Annotated in this window: 14 protein-coding genes; 10 read left to right on the top strand and 4 right to left on the bottom strand. The window is 64.8% G+C overall.

The window, feature by feature from the left end; genetic code table 11:
• Positions 1–3 precede the first annotated feature (3 nt).
• The 4 genes from AC5I49_RS10690 to AC5I49_RS10675 form a co-directional block, all read right to left on the bottom strand.
• The gene (locus AC5I49_RS10690) at positions 4–1,953 is read right to left on the bottom strand and encodes a cytochrome c/FTR1 family iron permease (protein ID WP_012202414.1); all 1,950 of its coding nucleotides are present in this window, start codon (positions 1,951–1,953) and stop codon (positions 4–6) included.
• A gap of 231 nt (positions 1,954–2,184) precedes the next feature.
• Positions 2,185–2,988, bottom strand: coding sequence for an undecaprenyl-diphosphate phosphatase (locus AC5I49_RS10685; protein ID WP_012202413.1), 804 nt, complete (start codon positions 2,986–2,988; stop codon positions 2,185–2,187).
• A gap of 87 nt (positions 2,989–3,075) precedes the next feature.
• A complete protein-coding gene (lspA, locus tag AC5I49_RS10680; protein WP_016451581.1) occupies positions 3,076–3,582 on the bottom strand; it encodes a signal peptidase II in 507 nt (168 codons plus the stop codon).
• A complete protein-coding gene (locus AC5I49_RS10675; protein ID WP_174484806.1) occupies positions 3,572–6,445 on the bottom strand; it encodes a heavy metal translocating P-type ATPase in 2,874 nt (957 codons plus the stop codon). The genes lspA and AC5I49_RS10675 overlap by 11 nt, the downstream gene beginning before the upstream one ends.
• 232 nt (positions 6,446–6,677) lie before the next feature.
• Between AC5I49_RS10675 and cadR the strand changes: the two genes are divergently transcribed.
• The 10 genes from cadR (at position 6,678) to AC5I49_RS10625 (ending at position 16,975) form a co-directional block, all read left to right on the top strand.
• Complete coding sequence (gene cadR, locus AC5I49_RS10670) at positions 6,678–7,118, top strand: Cd(II)/Pb(II)-responsive transcriptional regulator (RefSeq protein ID WP_012202410.1); 441 nt, start codon at positions 6,678–6,680, stop codon at positions 7,116–7,118.
• Positions 7,119–7,281: 163 nt separating this feature from the next.
• Positions 7,282–7,803, top strand: coding sequence for a MerR family transcriptional regulator (locus AC5I49_RS10665; RefSeq protein ID WP_012202409.1), 522 nt, complete (start codon positions 7,282–7,284; stop codon positions 7,801–7,803).
• Positions 7,800–8,273, top strand: a complete 474-nt coding sequence (locus AC5I49_RS10660) for a hypothetical protein (protein ID WP_012202408.1) — start codon at positions 7,800–7,802, stop codon at positions 8,271–8,273. The genes AC5I49_RS10665 and AC5I49_RS10660 overlap by 4 nt, the downstream gene beginning before the upstream one ends.
• Positions 8,274–8,407: 134 nt before the next feature.
• Positions 8,408–9,721 carry a TolC family protein gene (locus AC5I49_RS10655; protein ID WP_016451578.1) on the top strand — a complete coding sequence of 438 codons (1,314 nt, stop codon included), beginning with the start codon at positions 8,408–8,410 and terminating at the stop codon, positions 9,719–9,721.
• Between the two features lie 20 nt (positions 9,722–9,741).
• Complete coding sequence (locus AC5I49_RS10650) at positions 9,742–11,379, top strand: efflux RND transporter periplasmic adaptor subunit (RefSeq protein WP_016451577.1); 1,638 nt, start codon at positions 9,742–9,744, stop codon at positions 11,377–11,379.
• Positions 11,376–14,546, top strand: a complete 3,171-nt coding sequence (locus AC5I49_RS10645) for an efflux RND transporter permease subunit (RefSeq protein WP_016451576.1) — start codon at positions 11,376–11,378, stop codon at positions 14,544–14,546. Before AC5I49_RS10650 ends, AC5I49_RS10645 begins: the two co-directional genes overlap by 4 nt.
• Before the next feature lie 417 nt (positions 14,547–14,963).
• A complete protein-coding gene (locus AC5I49_RS10640; protein WP_016451575.1) occupies positions 14,964–15,269 on the top strand; it encodes a hypothetical protein in 306 nt (101 codons plus the stop codon).
• Between the two features lie 108 nt (positions 15,270–15,377).
• On the top strand, positions 15,378–15,815 hold the full coding sequence (locus AC5I49_RS10635) for a copper-binding protein (protein ID WP_016451574.1): 438 nt from the start codon (positions 15,378–15,380) through the stop codon (positions 15,813–15,815).
• A gap of 465 nt (positions 15,816–16,280) precedes the next feature.
• Positions 16,281–16,631: a DUF2958 domain-containing protein gene (locus AC5I49_RS10630; protein WP_012202402.1), complete on the top strand. Its 351-nt coding sequence runs from the start codon at positions 16,281–16,283 to the stop codon at positions 16,629–16,631.
• Positions 16,632–16,696: 65 nt separating this feature from the next.
• A complete protein-coding gene (locus tag AC5I49_RS10625; RefSeq protein WP_012202401.1) occupies positions 16,697–16,975 on the top strand; it encodes a hypothetical protein in 279 nt (92 codons plus the stop codon).
• The last annotated feature ends 184 nt before the right edge of the window (positions 16,976–17,159 follow it).

The raw sequence follows: 17,159 nt of genomic DNA, 5'->3' as shown, positions 1-17,159 counted from the left end.
GTTTCACGCGGGCCGGGGATTTCGCGCCTTCACGGCGTTCATGGCAAAGCCTGCCAGAGCAACGGCAAGCACCACGGCTTGCGCAATGGCGGTTTCCGCTGACGGATAGATGCCAAGCACTTCGATGCGCGGCCAATGGATCGGGCTGGCGCTCAACCGGCCGGCCTCCTGGAGGCCGGCAACCCCCTTGCCGGCGAGCACGACCGCGAGCACCGCTACCAGGATCGAGCTGAGACTGAAGAATTTGCCGATCGGCATGCGGGCGCTGGTGCGCAGCATGAACCATGCGAGGACGGCCAGAACGGCCACTCCGCCCACCAATCCACCGAGCAGGGCTCCATTGTTGCCGTCGCCGGCCAGGGCCGAATAGAAAAGCACCGTCTCGAAAACTTCGCGGTAGACCGCAATGAACGACAAGGCGAACAATGCCCATGCCGAACGCCGCGTCATGGCTGCGGAGAGTTTTTCCTTCAGGTAGGCCTGCCACTTGCCCGCCGTGCTTTTCTGGTGCATCCAGAGCCCGACGCTCAGCAGCACAACGGCCGCAAACAGGGATGAAACCCCCTCGGTCACCTCACGGCTTGCGCCGCTGATGCTCACGAAGTAGGTGGCCACCGCCCAGGTCAGGCCACCGCAAGCCAGTGCGGCCATCCAGCCGCCATGCACATAGCCCAGCACATCGCGCCGTTCTGCCTTCTTCAGGAAGGCCAGCATGCCCACGACGATCAACAGCGCTTCAACCCCTTCGCGCAGCAGGATGGTGAGGGAGGCGATGAACGTGGTCAGCGGGTCTGCCTTGTCCGCGCCGAGTTCGGCGTCCACCTGGGCAAAGAGATAGTCCAGCTTCTGCGCCGTGGCATCGGCTTGTTCCAGTTTCCCGCCGGCGAGCGCGCCGCGATAGGCCAGCATGGCGTTTTCGACTTCCGTGAGAAGTGTCTGGTTGCGTGCGCGCAATGCCGGCTCCAGAGGCTCAAATCCATCCAGGTAGGCCGACAGGCCCAGGCGCGTTGCGCTGGCCCGGTCGCCCGCGCGCGCCGCGGCAAGGCTCTCCTGAAGGCGTGTGCGGGCCAAGGCCAGTCCGCCCGAGCCGCTCGCGGCAGCGGTGACTTCCGGGTGGCGGCGAACATAGGCGGTGAGGTCGCGGGCTGCGTCCGGGGGCATCCGCTCGGACAAGGCGGCTTCGGTCAAGGTGGCGGCAGCAGCCAGGTCGGGAAAGACAGCCTTGGCGCTGGCGTCTCGCCCCCAGGACTGTTCGCCGCGTGCGCGCATGGCATCGTCATGCGACAGTGTGCCGGCGAAAAATGCCAATGCCCACCGATCCTCGTCGGAGAGCGTGGCGAAGCTGGGCATCGACGTGCTGGTCACGCCTTGAGAAATGACCTGGTACAGCGCGAGCACGCTGCGCGAACGGGCACGATCACGATCGGTGAAGGCGATCGGCGGCGGTTCGAGCTTGGCGCCGAGCGGGCCGTCGCCTGCACCGGTTGCCCCGTGGCATGCCGCGCAGTTGGCTTCAAACAGCACCTTGGCGCGTGCGAGATCCGGCGGCTGGGTCGGCGAGAGCGGAAACGGATAGGCTTTGACCAGCGCTGCGGCCAGCGAATGGGCGCTGTCGGCCACGGCCTTGGCGTCCGCCTTTGCGGCGATGAGGTCTCCGAGCGCTTTGGCCTGCCGCTGCAACTCGGGCAGCGCCGCAGTGCTCGGCAGTGCGGCAAGCTGCTGTGCGGCGGTTGCCGCGAACTCCTTCATCTCCTCGTACTCGCTGGCACTTTGAATCTGGCCGTTGCTCACCGCGCCGCCGTAGTCAACCGCGAGGTAGTCCAGCAATTGCCAGGTCTGCTTGGCCTGGTCGCTGGCGGCAGGGGCGGCAGCCCAGGCGGGAGAAGCCGACCAGAGTGCGAACAACGCGGCTATTGCCAGGAATCGCCTGGCGCAAAGAGAAAGCATTTTCATGATGTATAAATGTTATTGATTCTCATTTTATCGATGACTCGGACCACTGGGCGTTGCACGATGCAGTGCGAGCGAAGGTTCTAAAACGAAGATTTGCCTGTTGCCGGCGAAAAATGATGGGGCTAACTACGCCGCGCACCTTTCGCTGCACGTATGGCCCTGCGCCACGGCCTGTTGTGCAGAAGGCCTTCAACAGCGTCCACATGGGTCGTCGTCATCGCCAGTGAAAGGTTACGTGGCGACCGCTACCAAGATTAGCGTTCCCAGTGCAATGCGATACCACGCAAAAACTCCAAATCCATGTCCGGTCAAATAACGCATCAGAAGGCGTATCGCAAGCAGCGCAAATGCGAAAGAAGCAATGAAACCCATTGCAAAAACGCCGATGTCGTCGCTCGACAATGCGCCCCAGTGCTTGAAGAGGTTGTATACCGAGGCGGCCCCCAAGATTGGAATGCCGAGGAAAAACGAAAACTCCGTCGCAGCCTGCCGCGAAGCCCCGAACCATAGCCCGCCGATAATCGTCGCGCCTGAGCGCGAAGTACCCGGCCAGAGCGCAAGGCACTGCACGAAACCAATCTTCAGTGCGTCGATTCGGCTGATCTGTTCGGCACGCTCAGCCTTCACTTGCACGGGGCGTCGCTCAGCCCACAGGATCGCGATGCCACCGACAACGAGTGCGACGGCCACCGGCCCCGGACTGAAAAGCAGCCTCTGCACATGAGATCCAATCAGCAGTCCGAGCACTGCCGCGGGCATAAATGCAATGGCAAGGTTCACTAAAAACCGGCGGGAGCCTTGGTCGGCATGCGCTGAGACAACAACGCTTGCCAGACGAGCCCTATATTCCCAGATGACCGCGAGCATCGCGCCGAACTGGATGAACACTTCAAAGACGTCGCGCTTCTCTTTCGCAAGGAATGAGAGCGCATTGCCCGCTAGGATCAAATGCCCCGTCGAGGAGACTGGCAAGAATTCCGTGATGCCTTCGACGACGCCCATCATTAGCGTCTTGAGAACGAGTTCAGCGTGCATTTGCAGGCGGCAGTGGTAGCGCCGAGTGGGACATCGGTTTCTCCGAAGCCGTGCTCACGGCTCCGCATGTGTCAATGAAAATCTGGATCATCGTGCTGGCGAATGGGAATCTGCGCCGTTTCGGCCGCGGCCGCGAAACGCGGCGATCAGCAGAAGCCCCGCTCCCAGGGTGATGCCAACGTCGGCTGCATTGAACGCAGGCCAGTGCCAATCGCCCCAATGAAAATCGAGCCAGTCCACCACGGCCCCATGCCGCACTCGATCAAGAACATTGCCGAGCGCGCCGCCGAGAATTGCTGCATAGCCCACGGCCTCAGGTGTTGCAGTCTTCTCGCGGGCAATGAGCCAGGTGAGAAAGGCAGAAGCAGCGACGCCAATAACAATAAAAAAGCCGCGTTGCCACCCACCCGCCTGCGCCAAGAAGCTGAAGGCCGCGCCTGGATTCAGCCAATGCCCGATGTTGAACCATGGCGTGATTTCATGGGAGCCATACAAGGGAATCCACGCGACGATGGCCGCCTTGGTCGCTACGTCGGCGGCAAGCACCGTCACGGCCAACAGGTACATCCGCAAGACAGCCCTATCAATGGCCATGTGGCTTGATGTCCTCAGACGACCGCAGCAAGCGCATCCCATTGAAAACGACCGCCAGACTGGCACCCATGTCGGCCAGAATCGCCAGCCACAGACTTGCATGTCCAGTAAAGGCCAAGGCCATGAACACCGCCTTTGTTCCAAGCGCAAAGACGATGTTGGCCGTCAGGATGCCGGCTACGCGCTGTGACAGCCGGATGAACTCTGGAAGCTTGCGCAGGTTGTCCTGCATCAATGCGACGTCGGCCGTTTCGATTGCCGTGTCGGTGCCAGCTGCGCCCATTGCGAAGCCTATGCTCGACTTGGCCAATGCCGGTGCGTCGTTGACGCCGTCGCCCACCATGCCGACTGGCCCGCGTGAGAGCAGTTCTTCGATTGCCTGCAGCTTGTCCTGCGGCAGCAACTCGCCCTTGGCGCTGGTGATGCCGACCTGGGCAGCCACGGCTTGCGCGGTTTTCGCGTTATCGCCAGTCAACATGACTGGTTCGATTCCCAGCGACTTGAGTTCGGCGATCGCTTGCCGGCTGGTGTCGCGCACTGTGTCGGCCACGGCCAGCAGGGCGAGTACTTGCTGGTCCGTGGCGAGGAGCACAACGGTCTTGGCCTGGTACTCCAACGCATCGAGCTGAGTCTCGACCTCAAGTGTTGAAAGTCCCAGCTCTTTGATCAGCCGGTGGTTGCCGACGTAATAGACATCTCCATCGACGTTGCCTTTGACGCCGCGTCCAGGGATCGCCTCGAACTTGTCCACCTGGGCATGCGGTTGGTTGTAGCCCGCCACGATGGCGGTGGCCACAGGATGCTCCGACAGAGCATCGATGCTCGCTGCAATGCGCAGAACTTCTTCCTTCGGCAGGCCGCGCAGCGATATGACATCGGTCAGTGCGGGGCGCCCATGGGTCAGGGTCCCGGTCTTGTCCAGGGCCACCGATTTCAGGTGCCGCCCTTGTTCGAGGTAAAGACCGCCCTTGACCAGGATGCCTCGGCGTGCGGCAGCTGCCAGGCCGCTGACCACGGTAACCGGCGTGGAGATCACCAATGCGCAGGGGCAGGCAATGACCAGCATCACCAGCGCCTTGTAGACCCATTCGAACCAGGGCTGCCCGAAAGCGAGCGGAGGAATGACCGCCACGGCAAGGGCAAGCGCAAACACCGCGGGTGTATAGATGCCGGCGAACTTGTCCACGAAGCGTTGCGTGGGCGCGCGTTGTCCCTGCGCTTCCTGGACCGATCGTGCAATGCGGTCGAGGGTGGTTTCGCCCTTGCGCGAGGTAACGCGGAACTCCAGCGTGCCGCGCTCGTTGATGGTGCCGGCGAAGACCGTGGCACCGGCGGTCTTCTCCACCGGCATGCTTTCGCCGGTGATCGGCGCCTGGTTCACCGACGACTGTCCCGCGACGACTTCGCCATCCAGTGCGATGCGTTCGCCCGGACGCACCCGCACAACACTTCCGAGTGGCACGGTATCCGCCTTGACCTCGCGCCATTGACCGTCGGGCTGGCGCACCAATGCGTTCTCTGGCGCCAGGTCCATCAGCTTGCGGATGGCATTGCGGGCCCGATCCAGGCTCAAGGCCTCGATCATCTCGGCGATGCCGAAGAGCCAGATGACCACCGCCGCCTCGGGCCACTGGCCGATCAGCGCCGCGCCGATGACGGCGACCGTCATCAACAGGTTCATGTTCAGCGAACGCGTCTTCAGCGCGATCCAGCCCTTCTTGAGGGTCTCGACCCCACCCAGGCCGATGGCCGCGAGGCAAGCAAGAATGATGGGCCAGGAGGCCTCGGGAGCACCCGCGAAGACCATGGCCTCCGCGCCGAGCGCCAGCACGCCGGAGACCGCCATCCGAATCCATTGCCCGCGCGAGATGCCGGTGCCGAACTCACGGGGAGCGGATGGCGCCGGGTCGGAGGCGCTTTGGAGCACTGGAGCCATGCCGAGCCGCTCGATCGCGCTGGTCACCGGAGCCAGATCGACAAGCTCGTGGCTCACGGTCAGCGTGCGGCCCATCAGGTTGAAATCCAGGGCCTTCACCCCAGGCATGCCTTCGAGCGCCTTGCGCAGCAGGCCCTCCTCGGTCGGGCAGTCCATTTTTTCGATCAGGTACACGGCCTGGCCCTGCGGCCCGGTGTCGTCAGCGTGCTCAATGCTGGCCTTCATGCCTACATCGTTCAGGGCCTTGAGGATCGGCGCGGGGTCGGGCAGACGGTGCTGGACATCGAGCCGTCGCCCCATCAGGTCGAAATCCAGCCGTTCGATGCCATCGACCGCACCAAGGCGCTTGCGGATCGTTGCCTCTTCGGTAGGGCAATCCATGTTCGGAATAAGGAAGCGTGTACCGTTCCCTGTCGCCGGTGCCGGGGTTTGCGACGCCGCCGTGCTGGGGATGAGGGCTTCGACAGCGATTGGCATGCTGCCCGCCGTCTTTTCCACCGGCTTCATTCCCAGGCCTTCGATGGTCCTGGCAATCGGGGCTGTATCGGTCAGCGAATGGGTCACCGTCAGCGTGTGGGCCTTCAGATCGAAGTCCACCGCCTGCACGCCCGCCAGTGGCTCCAGCATCGAGCGCAACTGGCGCTCTTCGCTGGGACAGTCCATCTCCTTGATGAAGTAGATGACCTGCTGCGGCGCGGGTTCCACGACCGCCCGCATGCCGATGTCGTGCAGCGCGCGCAGGATGGCGTTCTGTCCAGCTGGTTCGTGTGTGACCTCAAGGCGGCGACGGGTCAAGTCGAAAGCCATATCCCGGACGCCATCGACCTGCGCCAAGCGCTTGCGAATCTGAGCCTCCTCGCTGGGGCAATCCATGTTGGCTATCCCGAAGTGGGTCACGAGTGGCTCAACGGTCGCCGCTGCGCTCATGGCGCTCGCTGAACAGCACGCCGTGGTGCAGGAGGTTTCGGTGTCTGCTTTCATGGATCGATCCGTTCTTCTTCAAGAGTCAGGTGGTGAGACGGGCCAGCTTTGCCAGTCTCCGCGCAGGAGAGCCAAAGCGCAGACGCCGACAGCGTTGCGACAGGTGCCGTTCCCCTTGTGCTTTCATTTACAAGGGCTATTTCACACCTTGGAGTAGCTCCAAGGTCAAGCGGCTACGATGCATGTCCTGACAACATGTGAGTGTTCTGCGATGAAAATTGGCGAGTTGAGCCACGCCACCGGCGTGGACACCGACACGATCCGGTTCTACGAGAGGACGGGGGTGTTGCCGCCGCCAGCTCGGCAGACCAATGGATACCGGGTATACGGGACGGAACACATCGATGGACTGTCCTTTGTCCGCCACTGCCGGGCCTTGGACATTCCTCTGGCCGATGTCAGGCGGCTCCTGAACTTCACATCCCGTCCGGATGAGGATTGCGCGGACATCAACCGGCTGGTCGACGAGCAGATTGCGAGGGTGCGTGCCCGCCTGACCAGCTTGAAAGCACTGGAAAGGCAACTGACGACGCTGCGCGCCCGCTGCTCCGCAGGACATCAAGCGAAAGAGTGCGGCATCCTTGGCGAGCTGGTCTCTGCAGCGCAGCGGGAAGCGTAGTCAAACAGATCTATCGATGGCGCAGGGCAAGACGCCTGTGCGCAAGCACTGGCAGCAGGCGAAGGCTGTGTTGACATGCGCCGGCAAGACCGCCTAAACTACGTACCAAACAACAGACATAGAGTCTTTTCGTCGTTCGATCGCCTGAGCCATTCTTTTCCCCATGCCGACCCATGCATTCACCATACGCAAACTCGCCGACGCGGCAGGCGTTGGCGTGGAGGCGGTGCGCTATTACCAGCGCGGTGGATTGCTGGCTGCGCCGGATCGCGTGGACGGCGGCTTCCGGCAGTATTCGGAGGACGATGTCCGTCGTCTGCGCTTCATCAAGCGGGCTCAGGCATTGGGGTACTCGCTGGAGGACATCGCCGAACTGATGTCCTTGAGTACCAAGCGTGATCGGCTGCGCGTGCGGGAAATCACCCGCGAACGCATCGCGGAGATCCGGGAGCGCGTGGCCGACCTGCAGTCGATGGCCTCGGCGCTGGAAAATCTGGCCGATTGCTGCGCCAAAGCGCCAGAAGGTTCGGCCTGTTCGATCATCGCCGCGCTGACCGGGGAGCAGGACTTAGATCCGGCCATCGCCGATCCGAGCCTCGTTGCGCAGGCAAGCGTTGCCGGCCGACGCAGATCCGTGCGGCCGGGCGCTGAAGCCTATCACCGCACTGATGGGGTGGCCGCATGACGATGACGCGCATGTTCAGGCGATTCGTCTGCCGGCTGATGCTCGGTGTGCTGGTCTTCGGCCAGTTGGCCATCGCTGCCTACGCCTGCCCCGCACTGTCGGGCATGCCGCAGTCGCTTCCGACGATGGCCCTGAATGCGTCGGCCGCGGCGATGCCCGGTGATGAGGCCGGTGCTGCGATGGCCGTGTCGCCCGACATGGTCGCAACGTCAGACATGGCCGCCATGGCGAGCTGCGACCAAATCGACGACAACGCCGCCAACTTGTGCGTAGAGCACTGCCGTTTCGGCCAGCAAAGCGCCGACCATGCGTCGGCCCCGACCGTACCCGCGGCGCTGCTGACGACCCTCTACACCCTTCCGGTGCAACCCGAGCCTCTCGGGCATGGCTGGCCTTCGGCCGACGTGATATTCCGGCGCGTCGCGGCGTCTCCGCCGCACGCCATCCTGCACTGCTGTTTTCGCATTTGATCTCCTGACGCTGGTGCGGCCGGCCTGAGCCGGCTGAACCAGACCGATCGGTCGCGCTTGCGCGTGTCCGCGAGTTTCCGCTCGCCCCCGCCAAGCTCCATTCGACCTGATGGCATTCGTCAACTGGAGATCCCATGTTCATCGACTCTTTTTCTTTCCGCACGCCGGGCGGCGCTGTGCCATGGCGCAGGCTTGCTGCCGGCATCGTTGCGGCATTCGCCATGGGCGCCGGTGCAGCCCATGCCGCCGACGGCCTGACGCTGGATCAGGCGCTGCGCCTGGCACAAACCCGTTCTCGCGCGCTCGTGGCCCAGGATGCGACGGCATCGGCCGCACGGGACATGGCGGTCGCCGCCGGACAGCGGCCAGACCCCACCCTCAAGCTCGGCATCAACAACCTGCCCGTCAACGGCGCGGATCGGTTCAGCCCGACGCGCGACTTCATGACCATGCGCTCCATCGGCGTGATGCAGGAGTTCACACGCGAAGACAAACTCAAGGCCCGTGCCGGGCGCTACGAGCGCGAGGCCGAAGTCGCCGAGGCCGGGCGCAGCCTGGCGCTCGCCAACCTGCAGCGCGACACCGCCTTGGCCTGGCTGGACCGTCTCTTCCAGGAGCGTGTGCGCGACATGCTGGTGACCCAGCGCGACGAAGCGCGCCTGCAGATCGACGCCGCTGATGCCGCCTACCGGGGCGGGCGCGGCACGCAAGCCGATGTGTTCGCCGCCCGTTCGGCGGTCGCCCAGATCGACGACCGCATCGAGCAGGCCGAGCGCCAGGTCGCCACGGCCCGCACGCAACTGGCGCGCTGGATTGGCTCCGTCGCAAGCGATCCCCTGGGCTCGGTTCCGGCATTGGATACGGTTCGCCTGAGCCCGCAGGATTTGGAAGCCCAGTTGGCCCACCACCCTGAAATCGCCGTGATGCAAAAGCAGGAAGAGGTCGCGCAGGCCGAAGCCGACATCGCGCAAGCCAACAAGAAGACCGATGTGAGCGTCGAGCTGATGTACAGCCAGCGCGGCCCGGCCTACTCGAACATGGTCTCGCTCAATGTTTCGATCCCGCTGCAGTGGGACCAGAAAAACCGCCAGGACCGCGAGCTGGCCGCCAAGCTCGCCAGTGTCGAGCAAAAGCGCGCCGAGCGCGAGGAAGCCACGCGCGCCCATGTGGCCGAGGCACTGGCGATGCTGCAGGAATGGCGCAGCGACCGAGAGCGCCTGGCGCGCTACGACAGCTCGCTGCTGCCACTGGCCACCGAGCGCACGCGCGCCTCGATCGCCGCCTACCGCGGCAACGCGGGCACCTTGACCGCGGTGCTAGAGGCACGCCGCGCCGAGATTGACACGCGCGTCGAACGCTTGCGCCTGGAAATGGGCGCGGCGCGCCTGTGGGCACAACTGAACTACCTGGTGCCGGCTGGTCACGACACGGCCGCACCCCGCCCCTGAGCACAACCGAGAGACCTCCCATGAAAACCAAAAACCTCGTGATGGCCCTCGTCGCCGCCGGCGTGCTGGGCGCCGCCGGCTACGGCCTCTACACCCTCGGCATGCGCCACGGAGCCGACATGCCGGCCACGCCTTCGAATCCCAGTGGCATGGCATCGCCGCAAGCGGCGACTCCCGCTGTTGCTGCGCCTGCCAATGAGTCGGGCGAGGACGCCACGCGGCGGCATATCGCGGCCGGCCTCAAGGCCGGCGACGTCGATCCCGCCAATGGCAAGAAGATCCTGTACTACAACGATCCCATGGTACCGGCGAACAAGTTCGACAAGCCGGGCAAGTCACCCTTCATGGACATGATGATGTCGCCGGTCTATGCCGACGGGGATGCAGATAAGGGAAACGTCACTGTCAGCTCGCGCATCCAGCAGAACCTCGGCGTTCGCACCGCCGAAGTGACCGAAGGCACGCTGTCGCCGCAGGTGTCGGCGGTGGGCAGCATCGCCTTCAACGAGCGTGACCAGGCGATCGTGCAAGCGCGTGCCACCGGGTACGTCGAGCACCTGTACGTGCGTGCCACGCTGGACCCGGTCGCCAAGGGGCAACCGCTGGTCAGCCTCTATGTCCCGGACTGGGTTGCTGCGCAGGAAGAGTTCCTGTCAGTACGGCGCATGAAAGGCACGGACCTGGGTGGGCTGGTCGACGGTGCGCGCCAGCGCATGCGCCAGGTCGGCATGGACGATGCCCAGATCGCGCTGGTCGAGCGCAGCGGCAAGACCCAGCCACGCATCACGCTGAGCGCGCCCATCGGCGGCGTGGTGGTCGAATTGCTGGCGCGTGAAGGCATGACGGTGATGCCGGGCGCGACGCTGTTCCGCATCAACGGCTTGTCCACCGTGTGGGCCAACGCCGAGGTGCCCGAGAGCCAGGCCGCGCTGCTGCGCCCGGGCGCCAAGGTGCAGGCCCGTAGCCCGGCCGCGCCCGGCAGCAGCTTCGATGGCAAGGTGCAGGCGATCCTGCCCGAGGTGAATCCGAGCACGCGCACACTGAAGGCTCGCCTGGAGCTCGCCAATCCTGGCAGCCGGCTGGTACCGGGGATGTTCGTCACGATGAACTTCGTGGACATGCGGCCCGACAAGACGCTGCTCGTGCCCACCGAGGCGGTGATCCAGACCGGCAAACGCACGGTGGTGATCGTGGCCGAAGACAACGGGCGCTTCCGTCCGGTCGATGTCGAGGCGGGCCTGGAGAACAGTGGCCAGACCGAGATCAAGCGCGGCCTGTCGGCGGGGCAGCGCGTCGTCGTGTCCTCGCAGTTCCTGATCGACTCGGAGGCCAGCCTCAAGGGTGTCGAGGCCCGCTTGAACAGCGAGCCGGCCGTGGTTGCCCCAGCTTCGCCTTCGGCCCCGGTGGCCGCCAGCGCGCCACGGCATGTCGGTGAGGCCAAGGTCGTCAGCGTCGGCAAGGACGCGTTGACCCTGTCGCACGGCGCCATTCCCACAATGAAGTGGGGCCCGATGACGATGGACTTCAAACTGCCGCCCGACGGCGCGGCGCGCAACGTGCAGGTCGGTGATCGCGTGCGCTTCGAGTTCTTCATGGGCGCGGACGACCTGCCGCAGCTCACGCACGTCACGCCGATGGCGGCCGGAGGCAAGCCATGATCGCCAAGCTGATCCGCTGGTCCATCGCCAACCGCTTCCTCGTGCTGCTGGCCACCTTGGCACTCAGCGCCTGGGGCATCTATGCGGTACAGCGAACGCCGCTGGACGCGCTGCCCGACCTGTCGGACGTGCAGGTCATCATCCGCACCACCTATCCGGGCCAGGCGCCGCGCATCGTCGAGAACCAGGTCACGTACCCGTTGACGACGACGATGCTCTCGGTGCCGGGCGCAAAGGCGGTGCGCGGCTACTCGTTCTTTGGCGACTCCTTCGTCTACGTGCTGTTCGAGGACGGGACCGACCAATATTGGGCGCGCTCCCGCGTCCTCGAATACCTCAACCAGGTGCAGTCGAGGTTGCCGGCCCAGGCTAAGGCCTCGCTCGGTCCGGACGCTTCCGGCGTGGGCTGGATCTACGAGTACGCACTGGTCGACCGCAGCGGCAAGATGGACATCTCGCAACTGCGCGCCCTGCAGGACTGGTTCCTCAAGTACGAGCTCAAGACCGTGCCCGACGTGGCCGAGGTTGCCTCGGTAGGCGGCATGGTGCGCCAGTACCAGATCGTGCTTGATCCGGACAAGCTCGCGGCCTACGGCATCCCGCACACCAAGGTCGTGGAGGCGATCCAGCGCGCGAACCAGGAGACCGGCGGCTCGGTGCTCGAACTCGGCGAGGCCGAATACATGGTGCGCGCCTCGGGCTACCTGGGGAGTCTTGAGGATTTTAGGAAGGTGCCGCTGATGACGACAGCCGCCGGCGTATCAGTGCGCCTGGGCGACGTGGCCCGGGTGCAGATCGGTCCGGAGATGCGCCGCGGTATCGGCGAACTCAATGGCGAGGGCGAAGCCGTCGGCGGCGTGATCGTCATGCGCTCAGGCAAGAACGCGCTGCAGACCATTGCCGCGGTCAAGGACAAGCTCAAGGGCCTGGCGTCCAGCTTGCCGCGGGGCGTGGAGATCGTGCCGGTGTACGACCGCTCCGGGCTGATCGAACGCGCGGTCGACAACCTCACGCACAAGCTGATCGAGGAGTTCATCGTCGTCGCGGTGGTCTGCTTCATCTTCCTGTTCCACCTGCGCTCGGCGCTGGTCGCGATCATCTCTCTGCCCCTGGGCATCCTGGCGGCGTTCATCGTGATGCACTACCAGGGCGTCAACGCCAACATCATGTCGCTGGGGGGTATCGCGATCGCCATCGGTGCGATGGTCGACGCGGCGGTGGTGATGATCGAGAACGCCCACAAGCATCTGGAGCACTGGAGCCATGAGCACCCCGGCGAGGTGCTCGAAGGGCCGGCCCGGTGGCGGGTCATCGGTGACTCGGCGGCGGAGGTGGGGCCGGCGTTGTTTTTCTCGCTGCTGATCATCACGCTGTCCTTCGTGCCTGTGTTCACGCTGGAAGCGCAGGAGGGACGCCTGTTCTCGCCGCTGGCGTTCACCAAGACCTACGCCATGGCGGCTGCGGCCGGCCTGTCGGTGACCTTGATTCCGGTGCTCATGGGCTACCTGATCCGTGGCCGCATCCCCGATGAGAAAAACAATCCACTCAATCGCCTGTTGATCGCGGTCTACCGGCCGCTGCTCGACAGGGTGCTGCGCGCCCCAAAGCTCACGCTCGTGGTGGCGGTCGTGGTGCTGGCCACCAGCCTGTGGCCGCTGCAGCACATCGGCGGCGAGTTCATGCCGCGGCTGGACGAAGGTGACCTGCTGTACATGCCTTCGGCGCTGCCGGGACTGTCGGCAGGAAAGGCGGGAGAGCTGCTGCAGCAGACCGACCGCCTGATCAAGACGGTGCCGGAGGTCGCGAGCGTCTACGGCAAGGCCGGCCGCGCGGAGAGCGCCACCGACCCCGCTCCGCTGGAGATGTTCGAGACGACGATCCAGTTCAAGCCGCGCGACCAGTGGCGCGCCGGCATGACGACCGACAAGCTGGTCGAGGAACTTGACCGCATCGTCAAGGTGCCGGGCCTGTCCAACATCTGGGTGCCGCCGATCCGCAACCGCATTGACATGCTGGCCACGGGCATCAAGAGCCCTGTGGGGGTTAAGGTCGCGGGCACCGACCTAGCAACCATCGATCGCATCACCGCAGAGATCGAACGCACGCTCAAGGACGTGCCCGGCGTCAGCAGCGCTTTGGCCGAGCGGCTCACGGGTGGGCGCTATGTGGATGTGAACATCCGGCGCGACGATGCGGCCCGCTACGGCCTGAACATCGCCGACGTGCAGTCGGTGGTCTCGTCCGCCGTGGGCGGCGAGAACATCGGCGAGACGGTGGAAGGCCTGCAGCGCTTCCCGATCAACCTGCGCTACCCGCGCGAGATGCGCGATTCGCTGGAAAAACTGCGCTCCCTGCCCGTCGTGACCGAGCGCGGCCAGCGCCTGGTGCTGTCCGACGTGGCCGACATCCGCATTGCCGACGGGCCGCCGATGCTGCGCAGCGAGAACGCGCGCCTGTCGGGCTGGGTGTACGTCGACATCCGGGACCGCGACCTGCGCTCCGCGGTGCAGGACATGCAGCAGGCCGTGGCCAAGCAGGTAAAGCTGCCGCCGGGCTACTCAATCTCCTGGTCGGGACAGTTCGAGTTCCTGGAGCGGGCCACCGCCAAGCTCAAGGTAGTTGTGCCCTTCACGCTGCTCATCATCTTCGTGTTGCTGTACCTGACCTTCGGCGCGTTCGGTGAAGCGCTTCTGATCATGGCTGCGCTCCCATTCGCGCTGGTGGGCGGCATCTGGCTGCTGTACCTGCTGGGCTACAACCTGTCGATCGCGGGTGCGGTGGGCTTCATCGCACTGGCTGGCGTGTCCGCCGAATTCGGCGTGATCATGCTGCTGTACCTCAAGAACGCCTGGCAGGAGCGAGTCGGCCGCGGCACGACCAGCGAGGCCGATCTGCTGAATGCCATTCGCGAGGGCGCCGTGCTGCGCGTGCGGCCCAAAGCGATGACGGTGGCCGTCATCCTGGCCGGCCTGCTGCCGATCATGTGGGGCACGGGCACCGGCTCCGAGGTGATGCAGCGCATCGCCGCGCCGATGGTGGGAGGGATGGTCACGGCCCCGTTGCTGTCGATGTTCGTCATTCCCGCGGCCTACCTGTTGATGCGGCGGCCGCGCGAGCGCAAGGCATCGCGGCGGATGTTCTGGAGGCGTCGTCATGCGGCCACTTGAACGCTCCGGTGGCGGCCGCGCATGGGGTGCGGCGGTGCTTTGCCTGTCGCTGCTGCTGGGCACAGCGACACGCGCTGCCGTTTCCGCCCAGGAGATTCAGCACGCCGGCCCGGTGATGACGGCAATGGTGGCCTCGCGCCCGTTGCCCAGCAGCGCCGACGATTGCCAGGTATGCCCGGCTTGTGCCATCGCACCGGCACCAGCGGCTCACGCATTCACCGGCGAAGGCGAAGCGCGAGAGCAGGCTCCGGTGGCCTGGCTCGCGCTTGCGACGGTGGCGCCGGCGCCGACCTGGTTCTTTGATGCGGGAGGCGGTCGACTGCGATGGCCTGTACGCCTAGCGTTCTGCCGGTGGCTGGATTGATCCGATGAGGCTCCTCTCGGACTTTTTGGATCAACCAACCTTGGAAAACCATCATGAAAAAATCACTGCTCCCCCTCATCGCCGCCCTGGCGCTGGGCGCTTCTCTGCCTGCACTGGCCGGCCCCGACTTCCAGGCCATCGAGAAGGCACGCGCAGCCAAACAGGCGGCAGCAGCATCGCAAACGGCCAGTACCACCCGAGTCGACGGCACCACAGGTCAGCGGGTGAACTGCCCGACCGACCCGCTGGTGCTGCCGCTGGATCACGGCCCGCGTGCCCAAACGACGCCTGGAGAAAACCGGATGCGCAAGGCGCGTTACGAGGCCCAGGTCAAGGCATGCACGAACCCCGGGTCGTGAGCACCAGCCCATGACTCTCCAACGCTGGCCATTCCCAGTGGCCGCGTTCCATCCGGGGCCTGCCAGAAGGCCGGCCCCATTTTTAAAGCTCAGAAAAGGAAATCCATCATGAAACTCGTCTCAACCGCAACGCTGATCGCCGCCTTGGCGTTTTCTGCTGCCACCTTCGCCCAATCCGGCGACATGGGCAGCATGAAGATGGAGGGTAAGGGCATGCAGGAGTGCATGGACATGAAGGGGATGAAGGGCATGGACATGAAGGACATGGATGCCAAGAAGTGCCAGGACATGATGAAAGGCATGGACGCCAAAGGCACCGCCAAGTCCGCGGCCCATGAGGCCGATGCCGTGGTGAAGGAATTTGACGCGGTCCAGGGCAAGGTCACCCTTGCGCATGGCCCCGTCAAGAGCCTGGGGTGGCCCGCGATGACCATGGCGTTTGGCGTCAAGGACAAGGCCCTGTACGACAAACTCGCCGTGGGCGCGAAAGTCCACGTCGGGTTCAAGAAAGAGGGTGACGGCTACGTCGTGACCTCGGTCAAATAACGCGCCGCAGACGATGTGAGCCTGCGACTACGGTGAACGCGCACGCGTTTCGTAGTCGCATCCTTCCTGCAAATTGATCAAGGTGATCAGCATCGTCACCCAAGGCGTTTTTCTGTTTCACCGCAGATGCAGGGCGATCCCGGCCACTGGAGCATGGCCGGCCACGCTGTCGTGCTGCGCATTGAACCCCTGCGGGTTTCGCCCCATGCGGGCTCTCATCGCTGACACCTCCGGCCCAACTTGCTGACCAGGGCCTGCGCGCTGCGCTTGCCAAGACCGGGTGTAGCTGGATGGTGGGGTGTGGCGGCTTGCTGTCTCCCCATGGTGCCACGGCGTTCGCGCCGTAAAGGGCGGCGCGCCATGGGCGCTTGCGGCCTGCGGCCGTCGTGCCCCTTGACGGCTTGCGCTGCGCCGTGACCCGCAGGGGCTGGGCAATTCCGCCCGGCATCCTTTCAGGAGTTCAGCATGAACTACGCATTCATCACCGACGAGCAGCGTGCGCTGCTGCTGGCCAACGGCCGCGCATCCTTGGAGAACCCGGACTTCGATCCGGCGCCCGTAGTCAAGCTGTTCACGCCCGATGCGGGCGCGACCTGGCTGCTGACCGAGATTGATCCCGACGACCACGACCACGTCTTTGGTCTTTGCGACCTGGGCCTGGGGATGCCGGAAATCGGCTGGGTCAGCCTGGGCGAGCTGGCAGCGGTGCGCGGGCGGCTGGGGTTGCCGATCGAGCGTGACCTGTCTTTCCGCGCCGAGAAGCGGTTGAGCGCCTATGCGCGCGATGCGCGCTTGGCCGGGCGGATCGCTGTCTGACCTGGCCTTGGGAGCGCCGCAAGGCGCTCCTTGTGCTTTCTCGACCATCGAAGGAGATCAATGCCATGAGCAGCCATCACGACTACATCATCGAAATCACGGCGCAGCACGATGCGCTCAAGCCGTTCGCGCCGGAGAACGGCCAGCCCTTGCGCTTCAAGATCGGCGACGCGGTGATCTACACCAACGAGTACGGCGCACAGTTCCGGCGCCGCGTCACCGGGTTCTACCAGCCCACCGGGCTGTCGGGTCTGTACGCGCGCGGTGCGCGATACCTGCTGGACTCGTCATCGCCGTGGATGCCGGTTGCGGAATCCAGCCTGCGTCCTGACGACTCGGCATGATGCCTACGCGCCCCTGACGGGGCGCTGCGCGCTTCGCTTGCCTCCAGGGGAAAGCCCTGCGGGCTATCCCCGCCGCGCGATGCTTGGCACCCCTCAAAGACCGCCGAACCGGCTGCGCCGGATCGGCCAGACAACATCAGCCGCAGATCGACGATGCCTCGCGTTTGCTCATCCTGATCCAGTT

The organism is Delftia sp. (assembly GCF_059499305.1).
Note: the sequence above shows the minus strand (reverse complement) of the source record. Positions and strands in the feature narration are given on the sequence as shown.